The organism is Streptomyces sp. NPDC007164, assembly GCF_040634135.1.
GTDB lineage: Bacteria > Actinomycetota > Actinomycetes > Streptomycetales > Streptomycetaceae > Streptomyces > Streptomyces sanglieri.
In genome coordinates this window covers 16,379-33,869 of sequence record NZ_JBEYFB010000060.1, presented here as the reverse complement: position 1 = coordinate 33,869, position 17,491 = coordinate 16,379, and the positions used below count along the sequence as shown (strand labels likewise).

The window sequence follows — 17,491 nt, the reverse complement described above, 5'->3', positions numbered from 1 at the left end:
GTCGTCGACCACCACAACCAGCCCGCACCCGTCGGCATCCCGGGGCACGCTCTGCTGGGCGGTATCTGTCTGGCCCGGCACTACCACAACCGGCCCGAACTCACCGGGCAGCGCTTCACTGTCAACCCGCTCTCCCCGCCCCGCCCCGATCCTCGCACCTATCACACCGGGGACCTGGTCAAATGGCGGCCCGACGGCACCCTTGAGTTCATCGGCCGGATCGACAACCAGATCAAGCTGCGCGGCTACCGCATCGAACTCGGCGAGATCGAAGCAGCCCTCAGCACCCATCCCCACATCCACACCACCGCCGTCACCACCCGCGAAGACACCCCCGGAGACAAGCGTCTGGTCGCCTACATCGTGCCCGCCCCGGGACACGGCCCCGACGCGTCCGAACTCCGCACCCACCTCCAGCGGCAACTGCCCGACTACATGGTCCCCAGCATCTATGTCACCCTCGGCCAACTGCCCCTGACACCCAACGGAAAGGTCGACACCAAGGCCCTCCCCGCGCCCGGCCACCACCGACCCGAACTCGCCACCACCTACACCGCACCCCGGAACTCGACGGAGGAGACCATCGCCGGCGTGTGGTCCGACGTCCTCGGCATCGACACCATCGGCATCCACGACAACTTCTTCGAACTCGGCGGACAGTCGATCAGCGCGGTGCGGGTGGTTTCTCGGCTGCGGGAAGCCGGTCTGGACGTCGCACTCCAGCAGTTCGTGCGGCACCCGACGGTGGCCCAACTGGCGGCCGCGCTGGACGTCCCGCAGGCGGCTTCGGCCGGGCTGGTGGTGCTCCTGTCGTCCGTGGCGGACCCGGGGCTGCCCGTCCTGTTCTGTGTGCACCCGGGCGGCGGCAGCACCCACCCGTACCGGGCTCTCGCACGATGCCTGACGGGCAGGTTCACCGTGTACGGCATCCAGGCGCCGGGACTGAACGCGGACGAGACGCCGCTCGTCGGGATCGAGTCGATCGCGGACCGGTACTGGCGGGAGATCCGCCGTGTGCGGCCCGAGGGCCCGTGCACCATCCTCGGATGGTCGACCGGCGCAGTGATCGCACACGCGATGGGTGCGCAGGCCCCGGAGGAGGTGGCCGATCTGTACCTGCTGGAACCGGCGGTGACCGGCGACGACCAGAGCGACCGCTTTCAGCGACACGCCGAGGCGTACCGCCGGGCGAACGAGCTGTGGCGCCGCGGTCAGAACGAGCACGGTGCCGAACGGGCCGCGACGGAGCGGGAGCTGCGGCGTCTGGCTCCGGAGATGAACCTCGACGAGGACCTGGTCACGCTCGACGAGTGGCTTCCGTTTGCGGTGCTGGAGGCCGAGGTGCGCTCGCTCGCCGCCTACCGGCCCGGCGGCTCGGTGGCCAGGGCGACACTGTTCGTCAGCGACACGGTGCGCGACGGCAGCGGCGACGAGGTGCCGGAGGCCCGGTACCTCGCACACTGGCGCGGGCTCTACCCGGCAGGTCTGGCCCAGCGGGCGATGCCGGGCCGGCACATGGAGATGGTCAGGGGCGACGAGCAACTGGACGCCGTGGTCTCCGTGTTGCGGGAGGCGGTGCCGGCCGACGGCGCCGACCGGGAAGGGCAGCTGCTGCGGGTCTGACCGTGGACCGTCCCCGGAGACGGGAGACGGGAGACGGGAGACGGCAGCCGGCAGCCGGCAGCCGGCAGAGCCGACGAGGGCCCACCACGGAGACGTGGTGGGCCCTCGTCGTGTTCGTCGGCTCGCCGTCGTCCGTGAGCGGTGGTGGCCGTGGCCTGGGGAGTGCGCCGCCCCGCAGCGGCCTTCCGGCCCCACCGGGGCTCCACCCGGGCCACCCGGCCCGGCCCGCGCGGTGCACCGGGGCCGGAAGGCCGCCGCGGGGCCCGGCCCGTGCTGTCGGCCCGGGGCGGCGCGGGGCTACGGAGCCTCGGGACCTCCCTGCCCGGCGTTGCCCCGGGCCTCGCTGCCGGTGACGTCTCCGCCCCGGTCCTCCCGCATTCCCTCCCTGCGCCTTTCGGCGCACATGCCGACGCCCCGGTCTCGTGGTCCCACCATGTGTTCGGTGGGAGCGCGAGACCGGGGCGTCGGAGGATGCGGCCGGCGCCGCTCGGCTCACCAGCGCTTCAACTCGGGGAAGAATCCGGGTATCTCGGTAGCGCGACCGGTGCGCAGGGCGGTTCGGTAGATGTGGTAGCCGACGGCCAGGTCGAGGACGCCGAGGCCGAACGGGGAGAAGATGGTGGGACGGTCGTGGGCCTTGGGCACATCGCCGCGCAGCACGTCGGCCAGCGTGCCGTCGATGAAGTCGCGCGTGCCGTGCTCCATCTCCGTCAGATGGGGCGAGGTCCGCGCGGTGAGGCAGTGGTCGATGTCGTCCAGGACGTTGTGGCACTTGATCACGACGTCGGGGTGGATGTCGCGCAGGGACAGGTTCAGGATGAGCTGGCCCGGCAGGAGGGTCTGCCGGTCTGTCAGCCAGGGCGCCGGCGCGGTGGTGGCGAGGACGACCAGGTCGGCGGTGGCCAGGGCCGCGTCGATCTGTGCCACGGTGCGGGTCTGCCAGCCGTGGGTGCCGGCGGCGTAGGCGGCGAAAGTCTCGGCGTACGCGTCCACTTGGTCGTGGACCAGGCATTCGCGGACCTTGGTGCCGCGCGCCGCGAGGAAGTCGGAGACGGTCCGGCCGATGACACCGGCGCCGACGAAGAGCACCGTCTTCGGGCTGTCGCCGTCGGCGAGGGTCTCCACGGCGAGCGCGGCGGACGCCGCGGTGCGGGCGGCGCTGATGCCGGACGCCTCCAGGCAGGCGAACGGGTAGCCGGTCTCGGCGTCGTTCAGCAGGAGGACGGCGGAGGCGCGTGGCAGGTTCTGGCTCACGTTCTGCGGGTAGCTGGCGATCCACTTGAGGCCGGAGACCGGTGTGTCGCCGCCGAGGTGGGCGGGCAGAGCGATGATCCGGGCGCCGGGATCGTGCGGGAAGCGCAGGAAGTGGCTGTTGGGGTTCACGGTGGCCCCGCGGCTGTGCTGGAGGTAGGTCTCCCGCACGAGGTCCAGGACGTCCGACGGCGCGGAGCCGATGACATCCTGGGCAACGGAGCCGTCGATCACGTGGAACGTTGACATCGGTGGTTGCCTTTCGCGGGCGGGATCAGCTGAGGACGCCGAAGTTCCGCTCGACCCAGTCGTTGTTGTAGACCGTGCCGAGGTAGCGCTCGCCGAGGTCGGGAGAGATCGCGGCGATGCGGGAGCCGGCGGGGATGGTGTCGGCGCGGCGGCGGACGGCGGCCAGGACCGAGCCGGTGGAGCCGCCGGTGAGCAGGCCGTGCGTGCGGGCGAGCAGCCGGCACTCGCGTACGGCGTCCTTCTCGGCGACCAGTACCACGTCGTCGGCGAGGCCGGGTTCGAACAGTTCGGGGATGCGGCTGGCGCCCAGTCCCGGGATGCGTCGCGGGCCGGGTGCGGCGCCGAAGAGGACGGAACCGAGGGCGTCGACGGCGACGATCCGGGTGTGCGGCGAGAACTCGCGCAGGTATTGCGCGCAGCCGACGAACGTGCCGGTGGAGCCGACGCCGATGAACAGGTAGTCGAGATGCTGGACAGTCTTGAGCAGGGTGCGCGCGGTCTGTTCGTAATGGGCGCGCGGGTTGGCCGGGTTGGCGTACTGGTTGAGCCAGACCACGGTCGGGTCCGCTTCGATGTGGTGCCGGATGTGGGCGATGCGGGACTGGAGGAAACCGCCGTTGGCGTCGACGGTGTCGACGACGACCACCTCGGCGCCCAGAGCACGCATGTGATCGATGCTGGTGGCGTTGGTGTTCGGGTCGACGACGCAGGTGAAGCGGTAGCCCTTGGTGGCGCAGATGGAGCTGAGGGCGATACCGAGGTTTCCGGACGAGGACTCGATGACGCGGGCGCCCGGAGTGAGGACGCCACGTTGCTCGGCGTCCTCGACGAGGCTCAGCGCGGTCTTCAGCTTGACGGAGCCGGCCGGGTTGAGGCCCTCGATCTTCAGGAAGAGGTCCGAACCGGGCACCATCCGGGGCAGCAGGACGAAGAGATCGTCGGTGACCAGCTCGTACGTGTGCTCGTAGATCATGACCGGGGCTCCCAGAGGTCTTCGGGGCCGGTCTCCTCCGCCGCATAGCGGCCCAGTGCGCTGACAGCCATGCGCAATTCCAGTGCCATGGCGTCCAGCAGGCGTTCGAGGCCGTGCTCGGCGTCCTCGTCGACGGCGACCAGCGCGGCGCGGCCGAGGCCGACGGCGCGGGCACCGAGGGCGAGCAGCTTCACGGCGCGGATGCCGTCCCAGACACGTCCGCTGGCGAGGAGGGTGCGGCCGGCGGGGTCGACACGGCGCAGGCATTCGGCGAGGGGCAGTCCGACGTGGCCGAGGAAGCCGGTCGGGGCCCAGCCGGTGCCGCCCTCGGCACCGTCGACGGCGACGGCGTCGGCGCCGGCGTCCCAGGCGATGGTGGCGGCTCGGCCGATGTCGCGGCCGGGGAAGAGCTTCACCCAGCAGCGGGCGCGCGGGTAGTTGTTGCACATGAGCTGGATCTGCCGGCGGAAGATCTCGTCGGTAAAGGTGCCAGGGCTCGCGCAACGCAGGATCGAGGAGGTGCCGGGACCCAGCCGCTCGACGGCGTACTGTCCGGCGAGGTCGGCCGCGACCGCTTCGCTGATCATGGTGAGGCCGCCGAGGCCGGGCTTGGCACCCTGGCCGACCTTGAGTTCGAAGCCGAGGCGGCCGGTGGTCAGGAGGCCGGTGACTGCGGGGTCGCTGTAGACCTGGTTCCAGACCTCGGAGTCGGCGTCCTCGGTGCTCTGCTGGACGCAGATGCCGCCCACGCCGTCGGGGAGTTCCTCGCAGTACGCCTGGACGCGCTCCAGCAGGCCCTTGCGGTGGTCGTCGCCGCTGGAGCGGAAGCCGTTCATGGGGGCGACGTTCTCGCCGATGACCATGGGGATGCCGAGCCGTCCGGCCTGACGGCTGAGGGCGAGGCCGGTGCCGGTGACGCGAGTGGAGCCGAGCGCCGACAGATAGACCGGCAGCGGGGCGGTGAAGCCGCCGAGGGGGGTGTCGAGGCGGACATCGGAGTGGAGGGGTTCGCGGCCGAGGTCGATGAGCTTGGCCAGACGGCCCGGCATGAAGACGGGCGGGGCCAGGCGCAGTCCGTCGATCTCGTCGCCGGCGGACTCGGGGGCGGCGCCGAAGACGGCGGTGCCGTAGCTGTTCAGGGGCGGGAAGACGGCGGCGGCGCCGTCGCGGGCCCGGACGCGGATGATGTCCTCGGGCAGGCCGGGTGCAGCCAGCTGGGTCACGGCGACACGACCCCCGCGATCTTCGGGAAGGCTGTGGCCCGCCAGACGGAGTCCAGACCGGTGACCCAGCGGGTCAGCCGCTCCAGGCCGATGCCGAAGCCGGCGCTGCTGGGGATGCCGTGCCGGGCGACGTCGAGGTACCAGGCGTACTTGGAGGGGTTCTCGCCGGTCTCGCGCATCCGGGTGACCAGGGCCGCGTAGTCGTACTCGCGTTCGCTGCCGCTGCACAGTTCGCCGCAGCCCTCGGGGGCGATGAGGTCGAAGTTGAGCAGAGTGCCGGGCTCGGCCGCGCTCTCCTTGTCGTAGAAGCCGCGGGAGCCCTTGGGGTAGCCGACGATGAAGAACGGGGCGTCGGCCCGGCGGGAGATGCGCTCCTCGGCCTCCCACTCGATCTCGGTGCCGGCGGCCTGCGGGTACCCGTCGCGGCGCAGGCCGTCGACGACCTCGCCGTGCGGGACGCGGGCGAACGGCCGGGCCACGAGGCGGCGCAGGTCGTCGGGGTCGCGGCCGAGGACGGCGAGGTCGTCGACGCACTCGTCGACGACGGCGGTCACGGCGTGGCGGACCAGCCCCTCGGCGACGCCCATGGCGTCGTCCCGGGTGGCGCCCGCGTACTCGACGTCGATCTGCCGGAACTCGGTGAGGTGGCGGTGGGTGCTGCTGGTCTCGACGGGTTCGAGGCGGACGTTGGGCGCGACGAGGAAGATGCGGTCGAAGGCCAGCAGCGATGCCTGCTTGTAGAGGATGGCACTGGTCATCAGCTTGTAGCGGTGACCGTAGTAGTCGACGTCGACCTGCTTGGCGCCGCGCGATCCCGGGTCGGTGACCGGGCCGATGACCGGGTGGGCCATCTCCACCGCGCCGTCGGAGCGCAGGAAGGAACGGGCACCGGCCACGATCGCCTGCTGGATGCGCAAGGCCGCCCGGGTGCGCGGGTCGCGCAGATGTTCCAGCGGGGAGGGCAGTGCGACGGCGGCCTCGGGCGCCGACGGGAGATCTGTCTGAAGTGTCATGTCTGTCGTGTCCTGTCCTGTCGTTGCCGGGTCGGGGGCGCCGGCCACCGGAGGCGGAGGGGCGCCGGGGAGGTGGCCGCTCGGATCAGCTCGCCCTGCCGAGGCGGGCGGCGGGGGCGTCGTAGCGGTTCTTGACGTGGTTGAGCGCTTGCAGCAGTCCGGACGAGGTCAGCCGCCGGGACGGCTGGGCGGCGGTGGGCGGGCCGAGCGGGAGCGACCCGGTGCGGGACCACTCCAGCCGGCCGCGGTCGGAGATGAAGCTGCGGGTGCGCCCCGCGTTGTCGGGGTGCAGGCAGAAGGGGACGTCGAGGTAGCCGTGGGCGAAGGCGCGGATCAGGGCCTGGCCGAGGTCGTCGTGCAGGTGCAGGACGGCCTCGACGAGGGAGCGGGCCTCCGCCTCGATACCGGTGGACGGCGGCGGAGCGGCCGGCTGCGTGGTGCGGGCGGCAGCGGCGGCGGTCTCCAGCGCGATGACGTTCTCCTCGACGGAGGGGATGCGGGCCGACTCGGCCGGTGTCTTGACGATGAGCCGGGTGGCACCGGTGCGCACGGCGAGCCGGGCGGCGTCCTCGACGAGCCTCAGCGCACCGTCCCAGGTCTCCGGGTAGACGCCCATGTACGCGTAGACGACCACATGCCAGGAGGTGTCCGGGAGTTGTTCGGCGGCGAGGGCGCGCAGCGCGTGGACCGCCTCCTCGTCCTGCTCGCGGCTGGTCTGCTGGGCGTAGCTGAGGGAGACACTGCGCAGGCCGTGCCGGCGGAAGAACATGGCCTCCAGGACGGAGAGGGCGACGAGCAGGGAGGGCGGGCAGAGCTGGCCCAGCATGCAGCCGCCGAAGGTCTCCAAGTGCGGTTCGGTACCGGTCTCGCGCAGGGCGGCGAGCCTGCGGCACGCTTCGGCCCAGGCGCGGACCGAGGTGGCCAGCGGGGTGCGGCCGTAGGGCAGGCAGTAGGAGACGGGGCCGCCCTCGGTGGCGTCGAGTCCGGCGGCGATGAGGGCTTCGACGATCCTGCCGGGCTGTGCCGAGCCGTGCCGTACCTGGACGGGGAAACCGGGTCCATGGACGCCGTCGAGGAGACCGGTGGTGGTCTCGATGGGCATGCTGACCAGCGGATAGCCGTTGAGGTGGTGGTCCTGGGCGACGGCGCGGGCGGCGGCGGCGTAGTCGCCGACGCGGGTGAAGCTGTCCAGGGTGAGGGTGCCGACGGTGGTGGCGTCGGCGGCGCGGGTGGCGATCAGGCCGCTGCGCATCAGGGCGGGGTCGGCGAAGCCCATGCGGGGCTGCACGACGAGGCCGCCGGTGCGGGCGGCGTCGGCCATGAAGCGGTGGAAGGCGCCACCGGCGGGGGCGGGTTCAGCGGACGGCATCGGCGTGGGACCTTCCGTGCCGGTCCTCGGTCAGGGCGTCGAGCAGGGCGAGCAGTCCGGGGACGGCGTTCTCGCCGGTCAGGACGGCGTCGAAGCCGGCGTCGGTGAGCGAGGCGTGGACGTCCGGGGCGATGGTGCCCGAGGTGTCCAGTTTGCCTCCGACGACGAGCGGCACCCTGGCCAGCGCCGGCACGGCACGCACCGCGCGGGCCAGTCCCGTGGCCTCCTCGGCGCCGTGTCCGTTGACCGTGCTGACGACGATGAGGCCGGGCGGGCGGGCCGTGGCCTCCTCGATCAGGACGCCGACCGGGACGCACGCGCCGAGATTGGTGACCTCCCAGCCCTGTTCCTCCAGCAGTAGTTGCAGGAAGAGCAGGTTCCAGGTGTGCGAGTCCGAGGCGATGGTGGTCAGGACTGCGCGGGGCGGGCTGTCCGGGGGCTGGCGATGCGGGTACACGACCGGCTTTTCCTCTCGACACCGTGATGGGGCCGCGACCACTGCGATCGGGCCGGGTACCCGTGAAATCGCCCTTCGTAGGGGCGTCCGGGTTGTGCACTTGTGACGCCGTCCATGGTGGCCAGTGGTGATCGCGAGCGGCACTGGGCAGTTGTGTCCATCCCGAGGGGCGTCATTTGTGTCCACTGGGGTCGCCCGCCGGCGCGTCCTAGCCTGCTCGTCGCGGACGTTCGGCGCCGGCGGTCGCGGTTCTGCCGGCGGCACGGTCCCCGGCCCGCCGGAGGCCCCCGCCCTGCCCCTCGCCGCGCGCCGTACGACGTGCCGCCCGTGAACCGCGTGTACCGCCTGTAGCGCTGACGATGTCCTGACGATGGGGAGTGAACGGTGGCTGATCACCAGCTGGGGGAGTGGCGGCACGCACTGGCGGGCCTGGAGCCGCTGGAACTGCCGTCGGACCGCCGGCCGTCGGACGACGGACCGGGCCTTGCGGACCGGGTCCCGTTCGAATGGCCCGCCCGCACCGCCGACGCGCTGGCCGCGCTGGCCCGCGAGCGGGGCGTGGAACTGCCCGCGGTCCTGCTGACGGTGTTCCACACGCTGCTGGCGCGGCACGCCGGCCGGGGCGACGTCCCGGTGGCGGTGCCGGCGGACGGCACTCAGGACACGGCGGCGGCGACCGTGGTGCGTGGCGCGGCCGGCGACCCGGCGTTCACCGAGGCCCTGGCGCATGTCGCGCGGGGCATGGCGGACGCCGTCGGCCGTGGTCCGGTGCCGCTCGCGGCGCTGGCGGAGGCGGCCGGCGGCGCGGTGGCCGCGGTGGCGTGGTTCGCGTGGCGCACAGCCGGCCGGGAGGCCGCCGCGTTCCCGCCGGACGCGCACGTCACGCTGGAAGTCGTCGCGGACGGCGGGGGCCTGAGCGGTGTCCTCGGCTACCGGACCGATCTGTTCGAACGGGACACGGCGGAGCGGATGGCGGGGCACCTCGCGACGCTCGCGCGTTCCGCCGCCGACGCGCCCGGGGAGCCGCTCAGCGCGCTGGAGATGCTGACGGAGCCGGAGCGGCACCGGATCCTGACCGAGTGGAACGGGCCGCGGTCCGCGTTCCCGGACACCGCGACCGTGCACCGGCTGGTGGAGGAGCGGGCCGCGCGCCGGCCCGACGCGGTGGCCCTGGAACACGGCGGCGGGCAGCGGCTGACCTACCGGGAGCTGGACGAGCGGGCCGAGGGGCTGGCGCGGTACCTGGCGGAGCGGGGCGTCGGCCCCGGCACGCTGGTCGCGGTGTGCCTGGACCACGGCCCGGACCTGGTGTGCGCGCTGCTCGGCGTCCTCAAGTCGGGTGCCGCCTACGTACCGTTGGACCCGGCCTACCCGGCCGAGCGGCTGCGGTACATGGTCGAGGACAGCGCCGCGCCGCTGGTGGTGACGCAGTCCGCGCACGCGGGCCTGTTCGCGCCGGGCACCGCGCTGCTGCTCGCCGACCAGGAGTGGCCGGCCGGCACCGGCACCGCCCCGGTCGCCGCCGCGGGCCCGGACGACGTGGCGTACGTCATCTACACCTCGGGTTCGACGGGCCGCCCCAAGGGTGTGCGGGTCGGGCACCGGGGTGTCGTCAACTACCTGCACTGGTGCGACCGGAACTATCCGCCGGCGCCCGGTGCGCGGATCGGTTCGCTGCTGTGCTCGTCGGCGGCCTTCGACCTGACGGTGACCGCGCTGTTCCTGCCGCTGGTGCAGGGGCTGTGCCTGGTGGTACCGCGGCCGGAGCCGGGACGCGGCGTGTTCGACGCGGCGATGGACATCGTCGCGACCGGTGTCCCGATCAGCTTTCTGAAGGCAACGCCCTCGCACCTGGAGCTGCTGACCGCCCGGCTGGAGCAGGACGGCGTCCGGCACGGCATCGCCACGGTGGTCGCAGGTGGCGAGGACCTCACACCTGCGCTGGCGCACCGGGTGCTGGCCCTGGGCACCGGGGACACCGCGATCGTCAACGAGTACGGACCGACCGAGGCGACCGTCGGCAACGTGGTCGGCCGGACGGTGTCGGTGGACCCGGCGGCGGACCACGTGCCGATGGGCCGCGCGATAGACAACACCGAGGTGTACGTGGTCGGGGCGCACGGTGAGGTCCAGCCGGTCGGAGTGCCCGGTGAGCTGCTGATCGGCGGTGTCAACGTGGCCCTCGGCTATCTGGGCCGGCCCGATCTGACAGCACGGCGGTTCGTGCCGCACCCCTTCTCGGCCGGTCCCGGGGCGCGCGTGTACCGCACCGGCGACCTGGTGAAGTGGCTGCCGGACGGGCGTCTGGTCTACCTGGGCCGTATCGACGACCAGGTCAAGCTGCGTGGGCACCGGGTGGAACTCGGAGAGATCGAGAACGCCCTGCTGTCCCGGCCGTCCGTCGCGGCGGCCACGGTCGTGGTCCGCGAGGACGTCCCGGGCGACAAGCGGCTGGTGGCGTACCTGGTGCCGGCCGGCGGCACGGCCGTGGCCGTGGCCGGGCTGCGCGCGGCGCTGGCGCGGGAGCTGCCCGGGCACATGCTGCCCGCCCGATACGTCGTGCTGGAGCGGCTGCCGCTCACCCCGAACGGCAAGGTGGACCGGCGGGCGCTGCCCGCGCCCGAGGGCCACCGCCCGGACATCTCCGCCGCGTACGCCGCGCCGCGTACCCCCACACAGCGGGCGGTCGCCGGCATCTGGGCCGAGCTGCTGGGCGTCGACGAGGTCGGCGCGGACGACGACTTCTTCGAGCTGGGCGGTCACTCCCTGCTGGCCGTCCGGATCGCCTCCCGGCTGCGTCGGGACCTCGGGGTGGACGTGCCGCACCGGACACTGTTCGACGCGCCGACGCCGGCGCTGCTGGCGACGGCCGTGGACGCGCTGGATCCGGGGACGTGCGCCGCGATCCCGCGGGCGGACCGGTCGGCGGGTGCCCTGCCGCTGTCCTTCGCGCAGCAACGCCTCTGGTTCCTGGACCAGTTGGCGCCGGGCCGGGCCGAGTATGCGATCCCGGTGGGGCTGCGGGTCGAGGGGGACTTCGCACCGGACGCGTTCGGCGCCGCGCTGACAGCCCTGGCCGCCTCGCACGAGATCCTGCGGACCCGGTTCGTCGCGGACGCCACGGGACGTCCGTTCCAGGTCGTCGACGACGCGCGGGAGGTGGCGGTGGACGTCCACGACGCCCGGCACCTCGGCGCCGCCGCCGCCCGCGAGATGCTGCGCGAGGCGGCGGGACGGCCGTTCGACCTGGCCACCGGGCCGCTGCTGCGTGCGGTGGCGGTGCGGGTGGCCGACACGGAGTGGCTGCTGCTGCTCACGGTGCACCACATCGTCTCCGACGGCTGGTCGGAGGGCATCCTGGCCCGAGAGCTGGGCGAGCTGTACGGCGCGGCGGCGGCCGGCCGGCCGTGCACCCCGGCCCCCCTCGGCCTCCAGTACGCGGACTTCGCGAGCTGGCAGCGCGAGGTGCTGGACGGTCCGGCGCTGGCGGGACAGTCGGCGTACTGGCGGGAGCGGCTCGCCGGCGTACGACCGCTGGAATTGCCGACCGACCACCGGCGGCCGGCCGAGCGGTCGGGCCGGGGCGGCACGGTGTCCTTCTCGGTGCCCGCCGACGTGGCCGGCGCGGCCCGGCGGCTGGCGGCGGGGCAGGGGGCGAGCCTGTACATGTCGCTGCTGGCGGTGTTCCAGCTGCTGATGGCGAAGTACAGCGGTCAGGACGACATCGCGGTCGGCAGCCCGGTCGCCGGCCGCAACCGTGCCGAGACGGAGGAGCTGATCGGTTTCTTCGTCAACACCCTCGTCCTGCGCACCGACCTGTCAGGCGACCCGGCGTTCACCGAACTCCTCGACCGCGTCAAGGACACCGCGCTCGGTGCCTACGACCACCAGGACCTGCCCTTCGAACGCCTCGTGGAGGAACTCGCCCCCGACCGGGACCTGTCCCGCAACCCGCTGTTCCAGACGATGTTCGTACTCCAGAACACCCCGGACGGCCACGCCTGGCAGCTGCCCGGAGCGGCGGTGGAGCCGTTCGCCGTCCGCGAGGAGGAGGCCAAGTTCGACCTGACCCTGATGCTCACCGAGCGGTCCGACGGCTCGCTCGACGGCGATCTGGTGTTCGCCCTCGACCTGTTCGCACCGGACACGGCGGAGCGGCTGGCGGAACACTTCACCACGCTGCTGTGCGCGGCGGTCGCCGGCCCGGAGCGCCGACTGTCCGAGCTGGAGGTGCTGACCGGTGCCGAGCGGCGCCGGGTGCTGGCCGAGTGGAGCGGGACGGCGTCCGCCGCGGACACCGGGGCCGAAGCCGGGGCGACGGTGCACCGGCTCGTCGAGGAGTGCGCCGCCCTGAGGCCGGACACGACGGCGGTGCTCTCGGCCGGCAGGGAACTGACCTATCGGGAGCTGAACGCGCGGGCCAACCGGCTCGCCCGGCATCTGCGTTCACGCGGAGCCGGTCCCGGGGCCGCGGTCGCCGTGTGCCTGGAGCGCGGCCCCGAGCAGATCACCGCACTTCTCGCGGTACTCAAGTCCGGCGCCGCCTACCTGCCGCTGGATCCGGAGCACCCCGCCGACCGGCTCGCCTACATGATCGCGGACGCGCGGGCCGTGCTCGTGGTCACCGACAGCACCCGGGCCGCACTGCTGCCCGACGAGCCCGGCCGGTTCCTCACCGACCGGGACTGGACGTCCCTCGCGGACCTGCCGGCCCACGACCCGGAACCCGCAGCGTCCTGCGGCGACCTGGCGTACGTGATCTACACCAGCGGATCCACCGGCCGGCCCAAGGGCGTCGAGATCGAGCACCGCAGCCTGGCCGGCCTGGTCCGCTGGACGGCCGACACCTTCGGCGCGCCCCCGGGACGGCGGGTCGCGCTGCTGGCCGGGGTCGGGTTCGACGCGGCGGCGTGGGAGCTGTGGCCCGCGCTGGCGACCGGTGCCACCGTGTGCGTACCCGACGACACGGTGCGGCTGACGCCGGCGCTGCTCCAGCAGTGGCTGAGCGAGCGGCGGGTCACGGGCACCTTCGTCTCGACACCGATGCTGGAGTCGCTGGCGGCCCTCGACTGGTCGGAGCCGACGTCCCTGGAGTACGTGCTGACCGGTGGTGACGCGCTGCGCCTGCCGGCCGGGCTGCGCCTGCCCTTCCGCGTCGTCAACAACTACGGGCCGACCGAGTCGACGGTGGTGACGACCTCGGCCGAGGTCGTCACCGGCACGGCCGTGCCGCCGATCGGCCGCCCGGTGCGCGGCACCTTCGTGTACGTGGTGGACCGGTACGGCCGGCCGGTGCCGACCGGGGTGCCGGGCGAACTCCTCGTCGGTGGCGCCGGGCTGGCGCGCGGATACCGGGGGCAGCCCGGCCGGACGGCGGAGCGGTTCGTGACCGCCGACGTCGACGGCACACCGCGCCGGGTCTACCGCACCGGGGACCGGGTGCGCTGGCTGGCCGACGGGCAACTGGAGTTCCTGGGGCGGCTGGACGACCAGGTGAAGCTGCGCGGGCACCGCATCGAGCCCGGTGAGATCGAGACGGTGCTGCTGACCGGACCCGATGTCGCCGCAGCCACCGTCGTCGTCCGCGAGGACGCCCCCGGCGACAAGCGGCTGGTCGCGTATGTCGTCCCGGCAGCGGGCGCCACGGTGCGCGGCGAGGCCCTGCGCGGGCGGCTGCGCCGTGAACTGCCCGACTTCATGGTGCCGTCCGCGTTCGTGGCGCTGGAGCGGCTGCCACTGACCCCGAACGGCAAGGTGGACCGGCGACAGCTGCCCGCGCCCGAGCCCCGCGCATCCGAGGCCGGCGGTCCGGCCCCGCGTACTCCGGTCGAGCGCGCGATCGCGGCGGCCTGGTCCCAGGTGCTGGGCACCGAAGTCACCTGTGTGGACGACAACTTCTTCGAGCTCGGCGGCCACTCCCTGCTCGCCACCCAGGTGACGTCACGGCTGCGGGACGCGCTGGGTGTGGAGGTGCCGGTGCGGGAGCTGTTCGCGGCACCCACCGTCCTCGGGCTGGCCGCGGCCGTGGCGGAGCTCGCTGCCGGCGGGACGGCCGGTGCGGGGCGAATCGTGCCGGCCGACCGGACCGGCGGGCCGCTGCCGCTGAGCTTCGCCCAGCAGCGGCTGTGGTTCCTCGACCAACTGGAGCCCGGACGCGCCGAGTACGCCGTGCCCTTCGCACTGCGCGTCAGGGGTGCGCTGGACACCGAGGCCCTCGACGCGGCGCTGACCCGCATGCTGGCACGGCACGAGATCCTGCGGACGAGATTCGTCGCCGACGACGACGGCGAGCCGGCACAGGTCGTCGATCCGCCGGCACCGGTGCACGCGGCCGTCCACGACCTGCGGCACCTGGCCGATGACGAGGAACGGCAGGAGGCGGCACGGCACTTGGCCCGCGCGGAGGCCGCCCGCCCATTCGACCTGGCGGCGGGACCGCTGCTGCGCGCGCGCCTGGTGCGGCTGGCCGACGAGGAGGCGCGCCTGTTGTTGACGGTACATCACATCGCCTGCGACGGGTGGTCGGAGACGGTCATGGCGCGCGAGCTGCGGGAGGGCTACCGGGCGGCGACGACCGGCACCCCGCCCGAGGACACGGAGCTGCCCGTGCAGTACGCGGACTTCTCCGTGTGGCAGCGACAGCAGCTCACCGGTGACGTGCTGGAGGAGCAGCTGGCGTACTGGCGGGAGCGGCTCGCCGGGGTGGAACCCCTGGAACTGCCCACCGACCACCGCCGTCCGGCGGGGCGGCCCGGCGGCGGCGACACGGTGACGTTCGAGGTGAGCGCGGCAGTGGCCGCCGGGCTGAGGAAGGCGGCCAGGAGCGGCACCGCGAGCCTGTACATGGTGCTGCTGGCTGCCTTCCAGGTGCTGCTGGTCAAGTACGCCCACCAGGACGACGTGACCGTCGGCAGCCCGGTCGCCGGCCGCAACCGTGCCGAGACGGAGGAGCTGATCGGTTTCTTCGTCAACACCCTCGTCCTGCGCACCGACCTGTCCGGCGATCCGGCGTTCACCGAACTGCTGGCCCGGGTCAAGGACACCGCGCTCGGTGCGTACGACCACCAGGACCTGCCCTTCGAACGCCTCGTGGAGGAACTCGCCCCCGACCGGGACCTGTCCCGCAACCCGCTGTTCCAGACGATGTTCGTCCTCCAGAACACCCCGGACGAGCACGGCTGGCGCCTTCGGGGGCTGGACGTGGAGCCGTTCACGGTCACGCTGCCGGACGCCAAGTTCGACCTCACCCTGATGATGTCGGAGAACGCGGACGGCGGACTGCGCGGCGCCCTGGAGTACCGGACGGACCTCTTCGAACGGGACACGGTCGCCCGGCTGGCCGGCCACCTGGGCACACTGCTGGAGACGGTGGCCCGCGAACCCGCGGCACGGCTGTCCCGGCTGTGCCTGCTCACCGCCGAGGAAAGGCGGCGGACGGTGGTCGAGTGGAACGACACCGCGGCCGCCTTCCCGGACACCGCCACGCTGCACGGCCTGTTCGAGGAGCGGGCGGCACAGCAGCCGGACACGGCGGCCGTCGAGGGGCCGCACGGCACGCTGACCTACGGCCAACTGAACGCGCGTGCCAACCGGATCGCCCACCACCTGCGCACCCGGTACGGAGTGCGGCCGGACATGCCGGTCGCGGTGTGCCTGGAGCGTGGCCCCGATCTGGTGACGGCCGTGCTGGGCATCCTGAAGGCGGGGGCGCCGTACGTGCCACTGGATCCGGACCATCCGGCGGAGCGGCTGGCGTACATGGTGCGGGACACCGCGACCCCGGTCGTCCTCACCGGCTCCGCGCACACCGGCCGGCTGCCCTCGGACGTACCGTTGCTGCTGCTCGACGAGGACACCGCGACGCTGGCCGGCGAGCCGGACACCGATCCCCGGCCGGCCGCCGCGGCGCACCACCTCGCCTACCTGATCTACACCAGCGGTTCCACCGGCCGCCCCAAGGGTGTCCAGGTCGAGCACCGCAGCCTGGTCAATCTGGTGCACTGGACGGCGCGGGAGTACGGGCTGGAACCCGGGCAGCGGATCGCGCTGCTGGCCGGGATCGGTTTCGACGCGGCGGCGTGGGAGCTGTGGCTCGGCCTGACCCGCGGCGCGACCTGCTGCGTCACCACCGAGAACGTCCGGCTCACCCCGCATCTGCTGCGGGACTGGCTGTGCGCGCAGCGCGTTCACGCCACGTTCCTGTCCACGCCGATGCTTGAGGCCCTGGTGGCGCTGCCCTGGGCGGCGGACAGCACCCTCGACTACGTGCTGACCGGCGGTGACCGGCTGCGGATGCCGCCGCGGGCACGGTTGCCGTTCCGCGTGGTCAACAACTACGGGCCCACCGAGACCACGGTCCTCGCCACTTCGACGGTGGTCGAACCCGGCGACGCGGTCCCGCCGATCGGCCGGCCCGTCCCCAACACCCTGACGTTCGTGGTGGACCAGCACGGCCGGCCGGTGCCGGTCGGGGTGCCCGGCGAACTCCTCATCGGGGGCGTGCCGGTGGCCCGCGGATACCGGGGCAGGCCGGAGCTGACCGAGGAGAAGTTCACCGCGTACGAGGCCGAAGGGGTGAGCACCCGGGTCTACCGCACCGGTGACCTGGTGCGGTGGCGGGCGGACGGGCAGCTCGAGTTCCTGCGGCGGATAGACAACCAGGTGAAGATCCGCGGCAACCGCATCGAGCTCGGCGAGGTCGAGTCCGCATTGCTGACCCACCCCGGCATCGGCGAGGTCAGTGTGATCGTCCGCGAGGACACGCCCGGCGACAAGCGGCTCGTGGCGTATCTTGTGGCCACCGGCGCGGACGCGCCCAGCACCCCGGATCTCCACGCCCACCTGGGGCGGTCCCTGCCCGATTACATGATCCCGGCGGCGTTCGTCACGCTGGAGCGCCTCCCCCTTACCGCCAACGGCAAGGTGGACCGGAGGGCCCTGCCGGTGCCGGACCACCAGCGGCCGGATCTGGGGCGGGAGTACACGGCGCCGCGCAACGCCGTCGAGCGGACGGTCACCACCGTGTGGCAGGAGCTGCTGGGCATCGAACGCGTCGGCGTGCACGACAACTTCTTCCAACTGGGCGGGCATTCGCTGCTCGCCACGCAGGTGGCCTCCCGGCTGCGGAAGGCGCTGCGGGTCGATGTGCCGGTGCGAGCCGTGTTCGACTCGCCCACCCCGGCGCAACTCGCCCAGGACATCGCCGACCTGATGATGGCGGCGATCACGGCTCAGTTCGCGCCGGCCGGGTGACCGCACCCGGTGCCACACCGTGAAGGGGCCGGACCTCGGTGACGAGGAGGTCCGGCCCCTTCAACGGCCCGGTCGCGCCGG

At 73.1% G+C, this 17,491-nt stretch carries 8 protein-coding genes; 2 read left to right on the top strand and 6 right to left on the bottom strand.

The window, feature by feature from the left end; translation table 11 throughout:
- Positions 1 to 1,623: alpha/beta fold hydrolase (locus ABZ622_RS37215; protein ID WP_360551044.1), on the top strand; the 1,623-nt coding region annotated here is incomplete at its 5' end.
- 492 nt (positions 1,624 to 2,115) lie between these two features.
- Here ABZ622_RS37215 and sbnB read toward each other — a convergent pair.
- The 6 genes from sbnB to ABZ622_RS37185 all read right to left on the bottom strand — a co-directional run bounded on the left by sbnB (position 2,116) and on the right by ABZ622_RS37185 (position 8,158).
- Entirely contained in the window at positions 2,116 to 3,123 is a 1,008-nt protein-coding gene (gene sbnB, locus ABZ622_RS37210) for a 2,3-diaminopropionate biosynthesis protein SbnB (protein WP_360551042.1), read from the bottom strand.
- A 25-nt stretch (positions 3,124 to 3,148) separates the two neighbouring features.
- Positions 3,149 to 4,096 carry a 2,3-diaminopropionate biosynthesis protein SbnA gene (gene sbnA, locus ABZ622_RS37205; protein ID WP_360551040.1) on the bottom strand — a complete coding sequence of 316 codons (948 nt, stop codon included), beginning with the start codon at positions 4,094 to 4,096 and terminating at the stop codon, positions 3,149 to 3,151.
- Complete coding sequence (locus tag ABZ622_RS37200; protein ID WP_360551038.1) at positions 4,093 to 5,319, bottom strand: glutamate synthase-related protein; 1,227 nt, start codon at positions 5,317 to 5,319, stop codon at positions 4,093 to 4,095. Before ABZ622_RS37200 ends, sbnA begins: the two co-directional genes overlap by 4 nt.
- Positions 5,316 to 6,332, bottom strand: coding sequence for an asparagine synthetase A (locus ABZ622_RS37195; protein ID WP_360551037.1), 1,017 nt, complete (start codon positions 6,330 to 6,332; stop codon positions 5,316 to 5,318). The genes ABZ622_RS37200 and ABZ622_RS37195 overlap by 4 nt, the downstream gene beginning before the upstream one ends.
- Before the next feature lie 85 nt (positions 6,333 to 6,417).
- Positions 6,418 to 7,701: a methylaspartate mutase gene (locus ABZ622_RS37190; RefSeq protein ID WP_360551035.1), complete on the bottom strand. Its 1,284-nt coding sequence runs from the start codon at positions 7,699 to 7,701 to the stop codon at positions 6,418 to 6,420.
- Complete coding sequence (locus ABZ622_RS37185) at positions 7,688 to 8,158, bottom strand: cobalamin-dependent protein (protein ID WP_360551033.1); 471 nt, start codon at positions 8,156 to 8,158, stop codon at positions 7,688 to 7,690. Before ABZ622_RS37185 ends, ABZ622_RS37190 begins: the two co-directional genes overlap by 14 nt.
- Positions 8,159 to 8,542: 384 nt before the next feature.
- On the opposite strand from ABZ622_RS37185, the gene ABZ622_RS37180 reads away from it, so the two are divergent.
- Positions 8,543 to 17,410, top strand: coding sequence for an amino acid adenylation domain-containing protein (locus ABZ622_RS37180; protein WP_360551031.1), 8,868 nt, complete (start codon positions 8,543 to 8,545; stop codon positions 17,408 to 17,410).
- Positions 17,411 to 17,491: the final 81 nt, after the last annotated feature.